Genomic DNA, 18,392 nt, shown 5'->3' with positions numbered 1-18,392 from the left:
TCCTCAGACCTCCTCGGACTGGCGCGCGGCGGCGAGCCGGACCGCGTCCATGATCTTCTCGTAGCCGGTGCAGCGGCACAGGTTGCCGGACAGGGCCTCGCGGATGTCGGCGTCCGACGGGTTCGGGGTGCGCTCCAGCATCTCGTCTGCGGCGACCAGCAGGCCCGGGGTGCAGAAGCCGCACTGGACCGCGCCGGCGTCGATGAACGCCTGCTGGATCGGGGCGAGTTCGGCGCCCTCGCCGGTCTGCGAGTCGGTGCCCCGCGCGGCCCAGCCCTGGGCGTCCTGGAGGGATGTGCCGCAGGAGCCGCCCTCGTGGTCACCGCAGGAGCGCTTCTTGGCGAAGTCGGCGAGGCCCTCGACGGTGACGACCTCGCGGCCCTCGACCTGTCCGGCGGCCACCAGACACGAACACACCGGCACGCCGTCGAGCCGGACGGTGCAGGAACCGCACTCGCCCTGCTCGCAGGCGTTCTTCGAACCGGGCAGGCCCATCCGCTCACGCAGCACGTACAGCAGGGACTCGCCCTCCCACACGTCGTCGGCTTCCTGCGGACGGCCGTTGACCGTGAAATTGACGCGCATTACGCGACTCCCCCCAGCTTGTCGGAGCGGCCGTCGGTGCCGCGGTAGGACTCCCACGCCCAGGTGAGCGTGCGGCGGGCCATGATGCCGACCGCGTGGCGGCGGTACGAGGCGGTACCGCGCACGTCGTCGATCGGGTTGCAGGCGGCGGAGCACAGGTCCGCGAACTGCTTGGCGACCGACGGGGTGATGATCTTGCCGTTGTCCCAGAAGCCGCCCTCGTCGAGCGCGGCGTTGAGGAACTGCTCGGCCTCCTTGGCGCGGATCGGGGTCGGCGCTGCCGAGCCGATGCCGGTGCGCACCGTCCGGGTCTCGGGGTGCACCGCGAGACCGAAGGCGCACACGGCGATCACCATGGCGTTGCGCGTGCCGACCTTCGAGTACTGCTGCGGGCCGTCGGCCTTGGGCAGGTGGACGGCGCGGATCAGCTCGTCGGGGGCGAGCGCGTTGCGCTTCACGCCGGTGTAGAACTCGTCGATCGGGATGCGCCGCGAGCCGCGTACGGACTCGACCTCGACCTCGCAGCCGCCGGCGAGCAGGGCCGGGTGGGCGTCACCGGCCGGGGAGGCGGTGCCGAGGTTGCCGCCGACGCCGCCGCGGTTGCGGATCTGCGGCGAGGCGACCGTGTGCGAGGCGAGCGCCAGGCCCGGCAGCTCGGTCCGCAGGTGCTCCATGATCTTGCTGTACGGGACGGAGGCGCCGAGCCGGACCGTGCCCTGAGGCCCCTCGCCCACCTCCCACTCGCTCAGCTCGCCGATGCGGTTGAGGTCCAGGAGGTACTCGGGGCGGCGGTGGTCGAAGTTGATCTCGACCATGACATCGGTGCCACCCGCAATCGGCACAGCTGTCGGGTGCTCGGCCTTGGCGGCGAGCGCCTCCTCCCAGCTGGCGGGGCGAAGGAAGTCCATGAGCGGCTCTCTTCTTCGTCGTTCGTGGTTCGTTCGATCGGATCGAGCCACGGATGTGCGGATCACGGGGGCTCGTTCATGTGCTGTTAACGCGGAGTGGGCCCAGTACACCGCCGTGTGCTCCGCCAGGGTCAGTCACGGAAACCATGAAGGAGTTGGCTGACCAACGCGGGTGTCTTGTAGATTCGTATGAACGGAGAGCATCAGTAACCTCTTCGTTTTCCTGCAGAAACCGAAGAAACAGTTCGAGACAGATCGGCGGCGACGAAGACATGCGGCTGCGCGCATTGCTGGACACGGACGCGCTGGGCCTCAGGCTCCTCGGCGGCGAGGACGAGCTGGACCGCACGGTCCGCGGCGTGATGACGACGGATCTGCGGGACCCCAGCCGGTACCTGTCGGGCGGCGAACTGGTCCTCACGGGCCTCGCCTGGCGCCGGGACGCCGACGACTCCGAGCCCTTCGTCCGGATCCTGTCCGCGGCGGGCGTCGCGGCGCTCGCGGCCGGCGAGGCCGAGCTGGGCGACATCCCCGAGGACCTGGTGCAGGCCTGCGTCCGGCACCGGCTGCCGCTGTTCGCGGTGAACGAGTCGGTGGCGTTCGCGACCATCACCGAGCACGTCGTGCGCCAGGTCTCGGGCGAGCGGGCCGGCGACCTGGCGGCGGTCGTGGACCGGCACCGGCGCCTGATGACGTCGGGCCCGGCGGGCGGCGGCCCGGACGTGGTCCTCGACCTGCTCGGCAGCGACCTGGACCTGCGCGCCTGGGTGCTCTCCCCCGCGGGCCGCGCCATCGCCGGGTCGAACGAGGCGGGCCCCGACCTGCCCCCCGACGTCTGCGCGCGGCTGGCCGCCGAGCACCTGGCGGCGACCCGGGCGGGCCGCCGGGCCCCGCACCGGGTCACGATCGGCCAGACGACGTACTCGGTGTTCGGGATCCGCACCGGTGGCCGGAGCGCGGCACCCGCCTCCCGCGACGTCCGCGAGACGGTCCTGTCGGACTGGCTGCTCGCCGTCGAGGCGGACGCGGGCGACTGGCCCGAGGAGCGGCTGGACCTGCTGCAGGGCGTCACCCAGCTGATCTCGGTGGAGCGCGACCGCCGGGACGCCGCCCGGACGGTACGCCGGCGCCTCGCCCAGGAGGTCCTGGAGCTGGTCCAGACGGGTGCGGCCCCGGCCGAGATCGCCGCGCGGCTGCGCGTGGCGGCGCCGGTCCTGCTGCCCGGCCTGGGCGCGGCCCCGCACTGGCAGGTCGTCGTGGCCCGCGTCGAGTGGGAGGGCGGCGAGATCGAGGGCGGTCCGGTGGCCCAGTCGCTGCTCGAGGAGATCCTCGTCGACCCGCTGTCGGCGGGGCCCGAGCCGTCCGACCGGATCGCGGTGGCGCACACCGGCGACGAGGCCATCGCGCTCGTCCCGCTGCCCGCGGTCTCGGCCGAGCACGACGGTTCGGAGCAGGGCCTGATCGCGGACACGCTGCTCGAGGCCGTCCGCGACCCGCTGTCGGCGGGCCTCGCGGACGACGGGCGCCTGACGATCGGCGTGAGCGCGGCCGTCCATTCGGCGGAGGGGCTGCGCGGCGCCCTGGAGGAGGCCCGGCACGCCCGCCGGGTGGCGGCCGCCCGTACGGGCCTGGTCTGCGCCGCGGGGCACCAGGAGCTCGCCTCGCACGTCCTGCTGCTGCCCTTCGTCCCGGACGACGTCCGCCGCGCGTTCACCGCCCGGCTCCTCGACCCGCTGCGGGAGTACGACCGAAAGCACCGCGCGGAGCTGATCCCGACGCTGGAGGCGTTCCTCGACTGCGACGGATCGTGGACCCGCTGCGCGAGCCGTCTCCACCTGCACGTCAACACGCTGCGCTACCGCGTCGGCCGGATCGAACAGCTGACGAACCGTGATCTGTCGCGGCTGGAGGACAAGTTGGACTTCTTCCTGGCCCTGCGCATGAGCTGACGCCACGGGGGTTCCGGGCCCGGCCCGGAACCCGGCCCCTTTGTGAAATCTTTCACCCATCCCCTTGGCCGGGCGCCGCGATCCGTGCTGAGATGCCCCACGACAACTCGGCTCGATGGCGTGCTCGGGGAGGGCAACGTGGCGCATACCGCCATGTCTGGTACCGGAACGAACGCAGGGAACGATCCACTCCAGACCGCGGTATGGCGGCTGCGCTCGCGCGGCTGCTGGGCCGACGCGGCCGCACTTCTCGACCCTCATGCGACGACGGATCCCGCCGCCGCGCTGCAGCGCGCGGCGCTGCTCGGCGAGCGGTGCCTGTACACGGAGCAGGGCTGGGCGGAGGCGGAGGACGCGCTGCGCGCCGCGGAGGCCGTGGCCCACAGCGATGAGGAACGCGGCGCGGCGGCCTGCGAGCGCGGTCAACTCGCCTACGCCTCCACGCTGTTGAAGGTCCGGGACCGGGTCGACGAGGCCCGTTCCGCGTTCGGCCGGGCGGCGGCGCTGATCGCCCCCGGCGCGCCGGGCCGGGCCCTGCTCGACTTCCGCCGCGGCCTGATGGCGGAGAACCTGGCCGACTCACCGCAGGCGGCGCGGGCGGCGTACCGCAGGGCGCATGCGGGCGCCACGGCCCACGACAACGCGCTGCTGCTCTCGTTCACCTGGCGCCATCTGGCCGGGCTGGCTTTGCGCGAGGGCGAGCTGGCGGAGGCGCGGCACGGCTTCGCGGAGTCGCTGCGGCTGCGGGAGGAGCTCGGTTTCCTGGTGGGCACGGCCCCGGCGCTGGTCTCCCTGGCGGAGGCGGAGCCCGAACCGGAGACCTCGGCACGCCTGCGCGCGGAGGCGGCCCGGCTGTTCCGGCTGCTCGGGGGTGTGCCCACCTGGCTCGCGGGGGCGCTGCCCGCGGCGGCCTGAGGCCGGCCGGCGCTCAGCCGGCGAAGTGCTCCCGCACCAACGAACCGACCGCGCCGAGGTCCTGGGCCTCAAGTGCCTCCAGCAGGGACACGTGCTGGGCCGCGTCCGCCGCGAGGTCGCACCCGGCCCACACCACCCGCCGCCGCAGATCGTCCGCGATCCGCACCAGTTGCTCGTTCCCGGCGAGGGACAGCAGGGCCCGGTGGAACGCCCGGTCGGCCTCCGCGTACCGCGCGAGGTCGCCGGAGGCGGCCGCGGCGACGGTCTCTTCGGCGCTGGGCCGGACGGCGGCCCAGCGCGCCACCGGCAGCGTCCGGGCCAAGCGCAGCACGACGGGCACCTCGATGAGCCCGCGTACCTCCGCCAGCTCGGCCCGCTCCTGGGCGGTCCGCTCGGCGACCCGGAACCCCCGGTTCGGCACGACCTCGACGGCGCCCTCCCGGGCCAGCTGCTGCATCGCCTCGCGCACGGGCGTCGCCGAGACCCCGAAGCGCTCCCCCAGGACGGGCGCCGAGTACACCTCGCCGGGCGTCAGCTCGCCGGAGAGCAGGGCGGCCCGCAGCGCGTCGAGCACCTGCCCGCGCACCGACGTCCGCTCGACCGTCCCGCGCACCGCGACACGCGGCGCGGGCGGCTCGCTGTGAGTGTGCTCACCCCGGCTGTGCCCGGCCGCCGACGGCTGGGGCGGGGCCGCCGCCCACGCGTCGGCGGAGCGCTGTTCGGGCACCCCGAAGGCCGCCGCGGAGCCACGTGCCGGACGCGGCCTGGCCTGCTCCACCCCGGTCATCCCCTTCGCCGCCGTTCCCGGCCGATACCGGCCGTTTGTCCTAGCTCAACGACGAACGATAGGCCGCCCGGGCCGCAGTTCAAACCCCGAATCCTTCGGGTAAGGTAAGGCTTACCTGCAAACGATCGCGATTCGGTGGTCCCTGCATGCCCCTCATCACCCCGGCGCCTGCCGCGACGCACAGCGCGGTCTCGGCCGCGTACGCCCGCCTCACCGAGGTGTTCCCGAGCCTGCGCATCATCGAGCTCGGCCCCGACGAGCCGCTGCCCGAGGGCGCCGGCTGGGTCGGCACGGGCCGGCTCGCCGAGGGCGGCGCCGCGCTCGACGCGTTCCTCGCGTGGGACAACGCCCAGGTGCTCAAGGACTACGGCCTGCAGGCCCGCCCCGACGTCGTCGCCAGCTTCGGGCTGCACCGCTACGCGTGGCCCGCCTGCCTGCTCCTCACGGTCCCCTGGTTCCTGCACCGCCGCGTGCCGCGCTTCCCTGCCGCGAACGTCTCCTTCCAGCGCGCGCTGGGCCGGATGGCCGTACGCGTCACCGATTTCGCGTGCCTGCCCGGCGACCCGGCGGCGAAGCTGCCCGGCGCGCACGTCGTCCCGGACGAGGAGGCCCTGCGGGCCGAGCTGCGGGCGGCCGTCGCCGACCACCTGGAGCCCGTCCTCGCCGGATTCGGACCGCGGATGCGGCGCGGGCCGCGCGCCCTGTGGGGCATGGCCACGGACGAGATCGTCGAGGGCCTCTGGTACATCGGCCATCTGCTCGGCGAGGAGCGCCGCGCGATGACCGAGCTGGAGGAGCTGCTGCCGGGCACGACGAAGCCGTACGTCGGAAAGGCCGCGTTCCGCGAACTGACCGGCCCCGAAGGGGAGCTGCTGCCGACCCGTGACCGGGCGAGCTGCTGCCTCTTCTACACCCTGCGCCCGGAGGACACCTGCGTGACCTGCCCGCGCACGTGCGACGCGGACCGCATCGCGCGGCTCACCGGGTCCGCCGCGGCCTGAGCGCCACCCGCACTCGACCGAACCACCCTTTCGGGTGACGCAAATCGAACTCAACTCCCTTTTCTGCGGCGGGAGTTCGAGCGTACGACCGTTTTACGCGCCCCCTTGCACTCCAATGGCGTTCTCTTGTCCCGAAACCCCCTGCGGGCTCGGACTGCTGGGCCAATATGGCGCCCGAAACGCCCACCCGTCCAACGAAGCGCTCCGCGCTGCACCATCTGTTTTTCGCAATGCAAGGGACCCCCAGATGAGACTGACCGACATATCGCTGGACTGGCTGCTTCCGGGCGCCGTGCTGCTCCTGGGCCTGCTGGCGGCGGTGGCGGTGCTCGCGCGCGGCAAGCGCGCCGGGGACACCGGCAAGAAAGGCGCGTCGTCGTCCGACGATTCGTGGGAACGCAGCGAGGAACGCCGCAGACGCAAGGAGACCGTCTACGGCTCCGCCTCGTACGTGCTGCTGTTCTGCTGCGCCGCCGTCGCCGCCGCGCTCTCCTTCCACGGCCTGGTCGGCTTCGGCCGCCAGAACCTGAACCTGTCCGGAGGCTGGGAGTACCTCGTCCCGTTCGGGCTCGACGGTGCCGCGATGTTCTGCTCGGTGCTCGCGGTGCGCGAGGCCAGCCACGGCGACGCCGCGCTCGGCTCACGCATACTCGTGTGGACGTTCGCGGGTGCCGCCGCCTGGTTCAACTGGGTGCACGCGCCCCGAGGGCTGGGCCACGCGGGCGCCCCGCACTTCTTCGCGGGGATGTCCCTGTCGGCGGCGGTGCTCTTCGACCGCGCGCTGAAGCAGACGCGCCGCGCGGCGCTGCGCGAACAGGGCCTGGTACCGCGGCCGTTGCCGCAGATCCGGATCGTGCGCTGGCTGCGCGCTCCCCGGGAGACGTACAGCGCCTGGTCGCTGATGCTTCTGGAGAACGTGCGGACGCTGGACGAGGCCGTCGACGAGGTGCGCGAGGACAAGCGCCAGAAGACGGCCAACCGCATGCGGCGGCGCGAGCACGAGAAGCTGGAGCGGGCGCAGCTACGGGCCCTCAGCCGGGGCCACCGCTCGTTCGGCGGGCGGGGCGGGCGGCAGGTCGACGTGCCCGCCGTGACCGCCTCGGGTTCGACGGGCTCCGCACAAGTCGGCGCGGAGCCCGCCATATCGCCGGGGAGCCAGCCTTCGGAACTCTCGCAGGACCAGCTTCCGCTGCGCACCCGGCCCTCTCTCCAGGCCGTCAGGAGCGGCACTGACCCGAAGTCGTCCGTCACCGTCGATCTGACGGCGGAGGACGACACTCAGGCGCTGCCCCGGCTCGACACGCTGGAGCAAAAGCTCAAGGACCTTGAGCAGCAGTTCGGCTGACACCCCGTCACCACAAGAGAGGACGACTGCGGCGGCGCCGTCGTGACATGGACGTCACGGGGTGCCGCCGTCCAGTTCGAACCACACCACCTTTCCCGTCCGGCCGGCGCCGAACGTCACGACGCCCCAGGCGTCCGCGAGGGACTGCACCAGGAAGAGGCCCCTGCCGTGCGTACCGTCGTCGGCGATCGGTACCCGTAGCTTCGGCCTGCGCGACGCCGTGTCCCGGACCTCGACTCTCAGACCGCGAGGCCCCACCGTTGCCGTGAGCTCCGCCTCGCGGTCCGTGTGCACCAGCGCATTGGTGACGAGCTCGCTGGTGAGCAGCTCCGCTATCTCCGATCTGCCCGGCCTGCCCCAGTGACGGAGCAGTTCGCGCACCGCGCGCCGGGCCTCCGGTACGGCCCTCAGGTCCGCCTTGCCCAGCTTTCGGTTGAGCTGTCCACGCGGTACGTCCCCCTGTTCCGCCCCGTCCACCCCGGATTCCTCCGGATGTGCCATGGGGACTTCGACCCTCATCGGGCTTCCCCTTTGTACCTGCCGTTTCATGACCCCCGCCCACACGCCGATCACGATGCCTTTCTCGCTCTGGACTCGTTCTGCTCGGCCTGTCTGTCGAACGCGTACACGGGGATGCATGCCCCGTGGGCATGTCGGCACTCCTGTTGATTCGTCCATCACACGCGGGTGTCGACGAGCCGCACGGGGAAGGAAGCGTGGGATCCGAGCAGGACCTGGACCGGAAGGAGCCGCCGTGCACGACGACCAACACCTCGTGGAGGGCCGACTTGAGCGGGCGATGCGCCAGTTCGTACGCCCGGCGCAGTACGCCGCGCGGACACCGCTGACGCTGAGCGTCTGGCACGCGCCGGGCGAGCCCGTGCCCGTGGCCGAGGCGCTGGCGGGGACGTACGCGCCGTTCGAGTCCGGCACCGCCTGGGGGAAGCCGTGGTCGACCAGCTGGTTCCGGCTTCAGGGGCAGGTGCCCGAGGAGTGGGCGGGGCGGCACGTCGAGGCCGTGGTGGACCCGGGGTTCACCGGTCAGGGGCCCGGGTTCCAGGCGGAGGGGCTGTTGTACGACGCCTCGGGCGTCCCCCTGAAGGGCATCCATCCGCGCAACCGGCATCTGACGATCGCCGCGCGGGCGGCCGGCGGCGAACCGGTGAACCTGCTGCTGGAGGCGGCCGCCAACCCGGCGGTGCTGCGGGACTTCGAGCCCACGTTCCTCGGTGATGTGCTGACCGCCGGGGATCGCCCCGTCTATCGATTCCGCTCTGCCGACCTGGCCGTACTCGACGAGGACGTCTGGCACCTGGTGCTCGATGTCGAGGTGCTCTCCGAGCTCATGCACGAGCTGGACGCCGACCGGGCCCGGCGGCACGACATCCTGCGGGCCCTGGAGCGGATGCTGGACGTACTGGATCTGCACGACGTGTCCGGGACCGCCGTCGCGGCCCGCGCGGAGCTCGCCGAGGTGCTGTCGCGGCCGGCGCACGCGAGCGCGCACCGGGTCTCGGCGGCCGGGCACGCGCACATCGACTCGGCGTGGCTGTGGCCGCTGCGCGAGACGGTCCGCAAGGCGTCCCGCACGTTCGCGAACGTCACCGCGCTGGCCCGGGACTACCCGGAGCTGGTCTTCGCGTGCTCGCAGGCGCAGCAGTACGCGTGGGTGAAGGAGCACCAGCCGCACATCTGGGACCGCATCAAGAAGGCGGTGGCGGACGGGAACTGGGCACCGGTCGGCTCGATGTGGGTGGAGTCGGACGCGAACATGCCGGGCGGCGAGGCGCTGGCGCGGCAGCTGGTGCACGGCAAGCGGTTCTTCCGGGACGAGCTGGGGGTGGAGACGGAGGAGATCTGGCTGCCGGACTCCTTCGGATACACCGCCGCCTTCCCGCAGCTGGCGAAGCTGGCGGGCGCCAAGTGGTTCCTGACGCAGAAGCTGAGCTGGAACCAGACGAACAAGATGCCGCACCACACGTTCTGGTGGGAGGGCATCGACGGCACCCGGGTGTTCACCCACTTCCCGCCCGTGGACACCTACAACGCACAGTTCCACGCCCGTGAACTCGCCCACGCGGAGCGGAACTTCGCGGAGAAGGGCGGGGCGTCCGGCTCACTGGTCCCGTTCGGCTGGGGCGACGGCGGTGGCGGCCCGACCCGCGAGATGCTGGAGAAGGCGCGCCGGCTGCGCTCCCTGGAGGGCTCGCCGCGCGTCGAGATCGAGAAGCCGTCGGCGTTCTTCGAGGCGGCGCACGAGGAGTACGGGTCCAAGGCCCCGGTGTGGTCCGGTGAGCTGTACCTGGAGATGCACCGGGCGACGTACACGACGCAGGCGAAGACGAAGCAGGGCAACCGCCGCTCCGAACACGCCCTGCGTGAGGCCGAGTTGTGGTGCACGGCCGCCGCTCTGCGCGACGCGTCGTACGCGTACCCCTACGACGATCTGGACCGCCTGTGGAAGACGGTCCTGCTGCACCAGTTCCACGACATCCTGCCCGGTTCCTCGATCGCCTGGGTGCACCGGGAGGCGCGTGACACCTACGCCCGTGTTCTCGAAGAGCTGGACGCGCTGACCGGCGAGGCGGTGTCCCGGCTCGGCGCCGGTGAGCCGGCGGCGCTGAACGCCTCGCCCTACCCGCGCAGTGAAGTGGTCGCGCACGACGGCGCGTTGGTGCACGTGAACGTCGACGGGCTCGGCACCCGGAGCCTCGCCGAGGCCGCGGCCCGCACCCGCGGGCCGGGCGCCCACGCGGCGGCGACCCGCGAGGCCGACGAGAAGATCGTGCTGGCGAACGAGCATCTGGCCGTCACCGTCGACAGCGACGGGCTCCTCGCCTCGGTCCGCGACCTGGGGCACGGCGGCCGCGAGGTGCTGGCCCCCGGCACCCGCGGCAACCTCCTCCAGCTGCACCCCGACCACCCCACCCAGTACGACGCCTGGGACCTGGACGCGCACTACCGGCACACCCGCACCGATCTCACGGATGCCGAGTCGGTGGAGCTCGTCGAGGACGGGCCGCTGCGGGTGGCGGTCCGCGTGACCCGCTCCTTCGGCCGGTCCCGCATCACGCAGGAGTACCGGCTCGCCGCGGGCAGCCGCCGGCTCGAGGTCGTCACCGACGTCGACTGGCAGGAGTCGGAGAAGGTGCTCAAGGCGGCGTTCCCGGTGGACGTGCACGCGGAACGCTCCGCGGCCGAGATCCAGTTCGGCCATGTGCACCGGCCCACGCACGCCAACACCGGCTGGGACGCGGCCCGTTACGAGATCTGTGCGCACCGCTGGCTGCGGGTGGCCGAGGACACCTACGGCGTCGCGCTGCTCAACGACTCGACGTACGGGCACGACGTGACGCGCACCCCGCACGACCAGGGGCTCGGCACGACCGTCCGGCTGACGCTGCTGCGCGCCCCGCACAGCCCCGACCCGGAGACCGATCTCGGCACGCACCGCTTCACGTACGCGCTGCTGCCGGGGGCCACGACGGGCGACGCGGTGGCCGAGGGGCTCGCGCTGAATCTGCCGCTGCGGGTGGCCGAGGCGCCCGCCGTGGCGCCGCTCGTCACGGTCGACGACCCGGCGGTGACGGTCGAGTCGGTGAAGCTCGCCGAGGACCGCAGCGGCGACGTCGTGGTCCGGCTCTACGAGTCGCGGGGCGGGCGGGCGACGGCGACGCTGACGGCGTCGTTCCCGGTGGCGGGCGCCGACGAGACGGATCTCCTGGAGCGTCCGCTGCGGCCCGCGGACACCTCGGAGACGGGTCTGGCGCTGTCCCTGCGGCCGTTCCAGATCCTGACACTGCGGCTGCGTCCGGCCTGAGCCGCACGCGAGGGTGCCGTGCCCCCGGCCGGACGGTCAGGGGCGCGGCACGTTGCGCAGGTTCGAGCGGGCCATCTGCACCATGCGGCCCACGCCGCCGTCGAGCACGATCTTCGACGCGGACAGCGCGAAGCCCGTCACCATGTCGGCGCTGATCTTCGGCGGGATGGACAGCGCGTTCGGGTCGGTGACGATGTCGACGAGCGCCGGGCCCTTGTGCTTGAAGGCGTCCTTGAGCGCGCCCGCGAGCTGCTTGGGCTTCTCGACGCGGACGCCGTACGCGCCCGCGGCCCGGGCGACGGCGGCGAAGTCGGGGTTCTTGTTGGTCGTCCCGTACGAGGGCAGGCCGGCCACCAGCATCTCCAACTCCACCATTCCCAGGGAGGAGTTGTTGAAGAGGACGACCTTCACCGGCAGGTCGTACTGGACGAGGGTGAGGAAGTCGCCCATCAGCATCGAGAAGCCGCCGTCGCCGGACATCGAGACGACCTGCCGGTCGCGGTCGACGAACTGGGCGCCGATGGCCATCGGCAGCGCGTTCGCCATGGAACCGTGCGAGAACGAGCCGATGACGCGGCGCCGCCCGTTGGGCGAGATGTAGCGCGCGGCCCACACGTTGCACATGCCGGTGTCGACGGTGAACACGGCGTCCTCGTCGGCGAGTTCGTCGAGGACGGAGGCGACGTACTCGGGGTGGATCGGGGTGTGCTTCTCGACCTTGCGGGTGTACGCCTTGACGACGCCTTCGAGGTGGTCGGCGTGCTTCTTCAGCATCTTGTCGAGGAAGCGGCGGTTCGACTTGGGCTTCACGCGCGGCGTCAGGCAGCGCAGCGTCTCGCGGACGTCGCCCCAGACGGCGAGGTCGAGCTTCGAGCGGCGGCCGAGGTGTTCGGGCCGCATGTCGACCTGGACGATCTTGACGTCCTTCTGCGGCAGGAACGCGTTGTACGGGAAGTCCGTGCCGAGCAGGATCAGCAGATCGCACTCGTGGGTGGCCTCGTAGGCGGCGCCGTAGCCGAGCAGGCCGCTCATGCCGACGTCGAAGGGGTTGTCGTACTGGATCCACTCCTTGCCGCGCAGCGCGTGCCCGACCGGCGACTTGATCTTCTCGGCGAACTCCATGACCTCGGCGTGCGCGCCGGCGGTGCCGCTGCCGCAGAACAGGGTGACCTTGTCGGCCTCGTCGATCATCTCGACGAGCTTGTCGATCTCGGCGTCGCCGGGGCGGATGCTGGGCCGGGACGTGACCAGCGCCGTCTCGACGGCGCTGTCGGGGGCCGGCTCGTCCGCGATGTCGCCCGGCAGCGTGACGACGCTGACGCCGGACTGGCCGACCGCGTGCTGGATGGCGGTCTGCAGGACCCGCGGCATCTGCTTCGCGCTGGAGATCATCTCGCTGTAGTGCGAGCACTCCTGGAAGAGCCGGTCGGGGTGCGTCTCCTGGAAGTAGCCGAGGCCGATCTCGCTGGAGGGGATGTGGGAGGCCAGGGCGAGGACGGGGGCCATGGAGCGGTGGGCGTCATAGAGGCCGTTGATGAGGTGCAGGTTGCCGGGCCCGCAGGAGCCGGCGCAGGCGGTCATCTTGCCGGTGATCTGCGCTTCGGCGCCCGCCGCGAAGGCCGCGGTCTCCTCGTGGCGTACGTGGATCCAGTCGATGGCGCTGTTGCGGCGGATCGCGTCGACGACCGGGTTCAGGCTGTCGCCGACGACTCCGTACATGCGCTTGACGCCCGCGCGGACGAGGATGTCGACGAACTGCTCGGCGACGTTCTGCTTGGCCATGACTCACGCGCCCCTTCGGAACCGATCGCTGTTTGTCGGTTCCATGAATTCACAAGGGGCGCGGTTACGCCTCCCAAACGGCCGCGGCCGTGCGATCGTCGGCGTAGCCCTTGACCCGCACCTGGGCGTCCGCGAGGAACGCGGCGAGGCCCGGCGGTGCGCCCTGGGCCCATCTGCGCGCCAGATGCCGGGAGAGGTCGGGCTCGCCCCGCAGCGGTTCGGCCAGGCCCGCCGTGCACAGCAGGAGCGTGTCACCCGGGCGGGCGATCGAGGCGCGGAAGCGGAACGGGTCGCGGGCCGGTTCGGGAGCGGGCTCGTAGGGGCTCGGCGGCGTGGTGATCCCGAGGTCCATGGTGAGCCGGTCGCCCTCCGGGGTCTCGGCGGCGGGCAGCGATCCGTACCCCACGACCGGGGCGCCGCTCTGCTCGGCGACGCTCGGCTCGATGTCCTGCCACTCGCCGTCCCGCAAGCGGAACAGGCCGCCGCCCCCGACGCCGAAGAACACCCGGGTGCGGCACTCCGGGTCGGCGGGCACCAGCAGGCAGCGCAGGGTGGCGGCGTACTCCTCCGGGTCCAGGCCCTGCTCGGCGGCGCCGGCCCGCAGCTTGCCGAGACTGCGGTCGGTGAGCCGGTGCAGGCCCGACTTGAGGTCGCCGCGGCGCCCGGCCCGGATGTCCTCGGCCAGCCGGGCGTGGCTGAGCCCCACGGCACGGCCGATCCAGTCGCACGCCTCGGCGGCGGCCCGGTGCGCGCCCGGTGTCGCGCGGGCGCCGGTGGCCATGGCGACGAGGATCAGCGCGCCGGGGCCGCTGCCGAACCGCGCGGTGAGCAGGCTGTCGCGCCGGGGCTCGCCCCGGTAGCGCGCGGAGTCGCCGCGTACGGAGGCGGCGCGCAGGGTGCAGCTGCCGTACCGCGCCCCGTCGAGGACGGTGTCGGCGACGAGGTCGTCGAGCTCGTCCGGGTCGGCGGCGGGCAGCGCGGTGGGCTCGGCGTCGTAGGTGGGCGGACCGTCCCCCACGTAGGGCACGGCGAGGGGCGCCGGGGGCTCCTGCGCGGCGGGCTCCGGTGCGGGCTCGGCGGACTCGGGCCGCTCGGCGGCGGGGTCCGCGGCTTTGTCCCACGCGGGCCGGGAGAGGCCGTCCGGGGGGCGCGGGGCCGGGACGGAGCCCGGCGGGGCCGCCACCGCCCCGGCCGAGGCGAAACGGTCGTCCAGGGTGTCCGCGGTCGGGGTCGGTCCGGTGTCGTCGGCGACGTCGGCGGCGTCGGTCTCGTACAACTGACCCCACCAGTCGTCCTCGTGGACCGGGCGACGGGTGGGCCTATCCCCCTGCTGGCTCATGTCCTCATTGTCCACGTCACGGGCCGTACGAAAACGGGGCAACGGGAAAATTGCACGCGTAAAAGATCTGCCGGGCGGCCCCACCCCCCACGGGAAGGCCGCCCGGCAGACCGGATCAGGTGACTCCTCGAACTCTCGAACTAGCGCACGTCGTACGCCCGGGTCACCGTCTGGGTGACGGAGTTGCCCTTCGAGTCGGTCAGCAGGGTCTTCAGCGTGACCTGCTTGCCGGCGGCCCCGGCGTGGTCCACGATCGCGGTCCACCGGTCACCGTGCCGTACGGTGCGCGCCTGCGTCCAGGTCTCCCCGCCGTCGTACGAGTAGGAGAGCGCGGCCTTCGTCAGCGCACCGGGGGTGTACCCGGCGTGCCCCGTGGCGGTCAGGCCGATCTCCTGTCCGTCGGCGGCGGCGAGGGTCTTGAGCCCGTCCTCCGGCAGCGTCAGGTGCGGGAAGAGCAGCGGGATGCCCTGCGAGTAGACGTCCTCGTCGAGGTGCGAGCGGAACGACCAGGTGGTCAGGGTCTCGGGCGAGCGGTTCCAGACCTTGGAGCCGATCTTCGCGGAGTGCAGCGTGAGGTCGTACGCCGCGTCGTCGGCCGGGACCTCGAACACGCCGAACGGCCAGCTCGATTCGCCGACGGTCTCGCCGTCCCGCTTCAGTTCCATCCCGCCGATGTCGCCGAAACCGCCCTGGACGCCCTGGTGCTGTCCGTCTCCCCAGAAGCCGGGGGCGACGCCGATCAGATCGCCCTGGCGCTCGGCCGCGAGGGCCGGTGCGCCGGAGTCGTCGAGCGGGGTGGTCGGCGCGAGGACGCCGCCGTACCACTCCTCGGTGCGGTGCTCGCCCTTCTTGTACGTGCGCACGGGGTCGATCATGAACTCGCCCCACGGGAAGCTGCTGGACACCTGGTGGCCCCAGCCGGTGCCGCCCGCCGAGTAGTACTCGGTGCGCCGCGACGGAGCCGCGACGGTCTCGATGTCGCCGAAGGAGGCGGTCAGGCCGGAGGGCCGGGTGGCGGCGGGGAGGTCGACGTAGTCGGTGGCGGTGCCCATGGCGCGGTAGGTCGCCCTGTTCGCGGCGAGGTCGGCGTCGCGGACGCGGTAGGTGCGCTCGGAGCCGATGCGGCCGGTCTCGGGGAACGCCAGGTTGTACATGTACGGGCTGCTCGCGGTGGCCTTCCAGCGCAGGGTGGTGTCACCGGCCGCGATCCGCGCGGCGAGCGCCGTGCCCTCGGCGGTCTCCAGGCCGATCATCGGCACCGGTCCGCCGACGAAGCCGACGGACGGGTACCAGCGCCCGGCCGCCTCGCGGTGGATGACGACGGCCTTGGCGCCGGCCTTCGCGGCGGCGGACGCGATGGTGCCCGTGCTGCCGCCCTGCGGGAGCTTCACCAGGGCGAGCTTGTCCTTGACGCCGGCCGCGGCGAGTTCGGCGGCGGTGCCGGACCCGGCGTCGACGATGCGCGCGCTGCCGGTGCCGTCGAGGTTCACGGAGCTGGTGGAGCCGGTCACCGGGTGCAGCGACGGGCCGCCCTGGACGGCGAGTTCGGAGAGCTGCGGGGCGGCGGCCCGCCAGAAGCTGTCGAACTCGAACGTGCCGTCGCCGGCCCGGCCGTCCACGTCCGCGTAGTAGGAGCGGATCGAGCGGCCGCCGGCCGCGGTGCCCGCGTGCAGCCAGGTGTCGTCCCAGCCGCGGGCGAACCCGAGGGTGACGCCGCGCACTTCGGACGCCCGGTCGGTCCGCACGCTCAGCTTGTGCGCCGTGCGGGCGTCGAGCACGACCGTGGTGTCCTTGCGCAGGTCCAGCTGCGGACGGGCCATGTACGTGAGGGAGTTGACGAGGGTGCCCGTCGTCTCGGGGGTGCCGATGAAGCTGGAGAGGAAGTAGGCGCCGGGGCGCAGTCGGTACGTCTGGTCGGTGGCGCCCTCGTTGGGGCGGCGCTCGCCGGTGGCGGTGTCGGTGCCGATGACGTCGAGGGAGGAGGCGCCGTCGGCCGGCTTGCCCTGACGGTCGATCAGCTTGACGCGCAGGGTGACCGTTTCGGGCTCGACGTACAGGGAGAACGGGGTGGAGACGTGCACTCCGCCGGGTCCGGTGGCGAGCACGCGGCCGGTGACGTCGCCGTACTGGGCGGCCTTGAGGGCGGCCGTGGGGTCGAGCCTCAGCGGGACCTCGGCGGTGCCGCCCGCCGGGACGGTGACCGTGCGCGATCCGAGCCCGGCCACGGAGGAGCGGACCGCGGAGCCGTCGTTGCCGGTGACCCCGGCCACGGACAGGCTCAACTTCACGCTCTTGTCGGTGGTGTTGGTGTACGGGACGGCGACGGTGGTGCGGTCGCTCCTGTCCTGCGGCCAGGTGAAGGTGCCGCCCTGGACGGCGTCGGCGCCGAGCACCGTCTCGTCGATGGCGGCCTTCACGTCGAGCCGGCCGCCGCCGGTCTCGCGCACGTCGCCGGGTATGCCGGCGTCGGCGGACGAGACGAGGGCCTGCTTGACCGCTTGCGCGTCCCAGTCGGGGTGGCGCTGCTTCACGATGGCGGCGGCACCGGCGACGTGCGGCGTCGCCATCGACGTACCGCTCATCGACTGGTACGCGTACACGCCCCGGCCGCCCGCGGCGGCGGCGGAGATGGCGACGCCGGGGGCGGCGATCTCCGGCTTGAGGGTGTGGGTGCGCCGCACCGGGCTGCGGCTGGAGAAGTTCGCGGTGGAGTCGTCGCGGTCGACGGCGCCGACGGTGAGCACCTCGGGGACGCAGCCGGGCGAGGAGACGGAGTTGAGGGTCGGTCCCGCGTTGCCCGCGGCGATCACGAAGAGGGTGTTCTTCGCCGAGCGGGCCAGTTCCTGGGTGGCCTGCGCCATCGGGTCGGAGCAGTCGAGCTCGCTCGGGTTGCCGAGGCTCATCGAGACGACGTCGGCGCCCTCGTCGACGGCCCACTGCATGCCGGCGATGATCCACGAAGTGGCGCCGGAGCCGCTGTCGTTGAGGACCTTGCCGTTGAGCAGGGTGGTGCCCGGGGCGACGCCCTTCTTCTTGCCGTCGCTGGCCGCGCCGGTGCCGCCGACGGTGGACGTGGTGTGCGTGCCGTGGCCCTGGTGGTCGTCGGCGTCGGCGGAATCGGTGAAGTTCTTCGACTCGGCGACGCGGCCCTTGAGGTCGGGGTGCTCGGTGTCGACGCCGGTGTCGAGGACGGCGACCTTGGTGCCCTTGCCGTCGTAGCCCGCGGCCCATGCCTGGTCGGCGTGCACCTGCTTGGTCGACCTGTCGAGCAGCGACTGCGCCTTGGCGTCGAGCCAGACCTTCTTCAGGTCGCCGGCCGCACGCGAGCGGCGCGTGGTGACGTCGGACCAGAAGTCGGCCGCCTTCTTCTTGTCGGCCTTGAGGGCGACGCCGCCGATCGGGTCGAGGACGAGGCCGCGTTCGGCGCCGCGCGGGGTCGCGGGCACGCTGCGCGCGACGTCGACGGAGGAGTCGTAGGTGGCGATGAGCGGCAGGGTGGCGCTGTGCGCGTCGTCGTAGCCCTGCCGGATCAGGCCGGTGACGTTGAAGAGCTGCTCGTCGACGCGGCCGGCGGCGATCGCCTGCAGCGCGCCGTCCGGATAGACGTAGAGGTCCTTGCCGGACTGCCGGGTCTGCAGCAGCGGTGCGTCGCCGTTCCCGGTGGGCAGGGCGGTGGCCGCGCTGTGGCCCTCGGCGTCCGTGGTGACCAGGACGCGGTCGCCGGTCACGAGCGTGACCGTGGCGGTGGTGCCCTCGGCCGCCGCGGCGGCGCTGCCTACCGGTGGACGGCCGTCGTCCGGGGCACTCCCCTGTCGTGCCCCGGCCGGAGCGGCCGCGGTGACGGCCAGGACGGCGGCGATCGCCGCGCCCAGGACCGTGCGCGCTGTCGGACGCATCGCTGACTCCCAGTGAAAGCGCAGGTGAATACGGCCCAAAGGGCATATTCCCGGCGGGTGTTGGT

General features: G+C 72.7%; 12 protein-coding genes. 5 read left to right on the top strand and 7 right to left on the bottom strand.

What is annotated here, in order from left to right:
- Positions 1 to 3 precede the first annotated feature (3 nt).
- Complete coding sequence (locus tag ACVHNB_RS11185; RefSeq protein WP_428951532.1) at positions 4 to 585, bottom strand: (2Fe-2S)-binding protein; 582 nt, start codon at positions 583 to 585, stop codon at positions 4 to 6.
- On the bottom strand, positions 585 to 1,493 hold the full coding sequence (locus ACVHNB_RS11180) for an FAD binding domain-containing protein (RefSeq protein WP_428951533.1): 909 nt from the start codon (positions 1,491 to 1,493) through the stop codon (positions 585 to 587). Before ACVHNB_RS11180 ends, ACVHNB_RS11185 begins: the two co-directional genes overlap by 1 nt.
- 272 nt (positions 1,494 to 1,765) lie before the next feature.
- On the opposite strand from ACVHNB_RS11180, the gene ACVHNB_RS11175 reads away from it, so the two are divergent.
- On the top strand, positions 1,766 to 3,442 hold the full coding sequence (locus ACVHNB_RS11175) for a PucR family transcriptional regulator (RefSeq protein WP_428951534.1): 1,677 nt from the start codon (positions 1,766 to 1,768) through the stop codon (positions 3,440 to 3,442).
- A 138-nt stretch (positions 3,443 to 3,580) separates the two neighbouring features.
- A complete protein-coding gene (locus ACVHNB_RS11170; RefSeq protein WP_428951535.1) occupies positions 3,581 to 4,357 on the top strand; it encodes a hypothetical protein in 777 nt (258 codons plus the stop codon).
- Positions 4,358 to 4,370: 13 nt separating this feature from the next.
- Here ACVHNB_RS11170 and ACVHNB_RS11165 read toward each other — a convergent pair whose 3' ends face one another.
- Complete coding sequence (locus tag ACVHNB_RS11165) at positions 4,371 to 5,144, bottom strand: GntR family transcriptional regulator (RefSeq protein ID WP_428951536.1); 774 nt, start codon at positions 5,142 to 5,144, stop codon at positions 4,371 to 4,373.
- Between the two features lie 146 nt (positions 5,145 to 5,290).
- Between ACVHNB_RS11165 and ACVHNB_RS11160 the strand changes: the two genes are divergently transcribed.
- A complete protein-coding gene (locus ACVHNB_RS11160) occupies positions 5,291 to 6,145 on the top strand; it encodes a (2Fe-2S)-binding protein (protein ID WP_456227946.1) in 855 nt (284 codons plus the stop codon).
- Between the two features lie 247 nt (positions 6,146 to 6,392).
- Complete coding sequence (locus tag ACVHNB_RS11155; protein ID WP_456227945.1) at positions 6,393 to 7,490, top strand: DUF2637 domain-containing protein; 1,098 nt, start codon at positions 6,393 to 6,395, stop codon at positions 7,488 to 7,490.
- Positions 7,491 to 7,544: 54 nt separating this feature from the next.
- Here ACVHNB_RS11155 and ACVHNB_RS11150 read toward each other — a convergent pair whose 3' ends face one another.
- Positions 7,545 to 7,991: an ATP-binding protein gene (locus ACVHNB_RS11150; RefSeq protein WP_428957498.1), complete on the bottom strand. Its 447-nt coding sequence runs from the start codon at positions 7,989 to 7,991 to the stop codon at positions 7,545 to 7,547.
- Positions 7,992 to 8,244: 253 nt separating this feature from the next.
- On the opposite strand from ACVHNB_RS11150, the gene ACVHNB_RS11145 reads away from it, so the two are divergent.
- Positions 8,245 to 11,310 (top strand): alpha-mannosidase, encoded by a 3,066-nt coding sequence (locus ACVHNB_RS11145; protein WP_456227944.1) that lies wholly within the window; start codon positions 8,245 to 8,247, stop codon positions 11,308 to 11,310.
- Positions 11,311 to 11,346: 36 nt separating this feature from the next.
- On the opposite strand, the gene ACVHNB_RS11140 is transcribed toward ACVHNB_RS11145, so the two are convergent.
- The 3 genes from ACVHNB_RS11140 to ACVHNB_RS11130 form a co-directional block, all read right to left on the bottom strand.
- Positions 11,347 to 13,092 (bottom strand): pyruvate dehydrogenase, encoded by a 1,746-nt coding sequence (locus ACVHNB_RS11140; RefSeq protein ID WP_428951540.1) that lies wholly within the window; start codon positions 13,090 to 13,092, stop codon positions 11,347 to 11,349.
- Positions 13,093 to 13,156: 64 nt separating this feature from the next.
- Positions 13,157 to 14,431: a protein phosphatase 2C domain-containing protein gene (locus ACVHNB_RS11135; RefSeq protein WP_456227943.1), complete on the bottom strand. Its 1,275-nt coding sequence runs from the start codon at positions 14,429 to 14,431 to the stop codon at positions 13,157 to 13,159.
- Between the two features lie 140 nt (positions 14,432 to 14,571).
- Positions 14,572 to 18,327: a S8 family peptidase gene (locus ACVHNB_RS11130; protein ID WP_456227942.1), complete on the bottom strand. Its 3,756-nt coding sequence runs from the start codon at positions 18,325 to 18,327 to the stop codon at positions 14,572 to 14,574.
- Between the last annotated feature and the right edge of the window lie 65 nt (positions 18,328 to 18,392).

Source organism: Streptomyces sp. YJ-C3 (assembly GCF_053891275.1).
The sequence above is the reverse complement of the archived record's forward strand: the minus strand, read 5'-3'. Positions and strand labels throughout refer to the sequence as shown.

What these genes read in the sequence shown, in the direction of transcription:
- ACVHNB_RS11185 (WP_428951532.1), bottom strand. Translation starts at nt 585, where the DNA reads ATGCGCGTCAATTTCACGGTCAACGGCCGTCCGCAGGAAGCCGACGAC.
- ACVHNB_RS11180 (WP_428951533.1), bottom strand. Translation starts at nt 1,493, where the DNA reads ATGGACTTCCTTCGCCCCGCCAGCTGGGAGGAGGCGCTCGCCGCCAAG.
- ACVHNB_RS11175 (WP_428951534.1), top strand. Translation starts at nt 1,766, where the DNA reads ATGCGGCTGCGCGCATTGCTGGACACGGACGCGCTGGGCCTCAGGCTC.
- ACVHNB_RS11165 (WP_428951536.1), bottom strand. Translation starts at nt 5,144, where the DNA reads ATGACCGGGGTGGAGCAGGCCAGGCCGCGTCCGGCACGTGGCTCCGCG.
- ACVHNB_RS11160 (WP_456227946.1), top strand. Translation starts at nt 5,291, where the DNA reads ATGCCCCTCATCACCCCGGCGCCTGCCGCGACGCACAGCGCGGTCTCG.
- ACVHNB_RS11155 (WP_456227945.1), top strand. Translation starts at nt 6,393, where the DNA reads ATGAGACTGACCGACATATCGCTGGACTGGCTGCTTCCGGGCGCCGTG.
- ACVHNB_RS11150 (WP_428957498.1), bottom strand. Translation starts at nt 7,991, where the DNA reads ATGGCACATCCGGAGGAATCCGGGGTGGACGGGGCGGAACAGGGGGAC.
- ACVHNB_RS11140 (WP_428951540.1), bottom strand. Translation starts at nt 13,092, where the DNA reads ATGGCCAAGCAGAACGTCGCCGAGCAGTTCGTCGACATCCTCGTCCGC.
- ACVHNB_RS11135 (WP_456227943.1), bottom strand. Translation starts at nt 14,431, where the DNA reads ATGAGCCAGCAGGGGGATAGGCCCACCCGTCGCCCGGTCCACGAGGAC.
- ACVHNB_RS11130 (WP_456227942.1), bottom strand. Translation starts at nt 18,327, where the DNA reads ATGCGTCCGACAGCGCGCACGGTCCTGGGCGCGGCGATCGCCGCCGTC.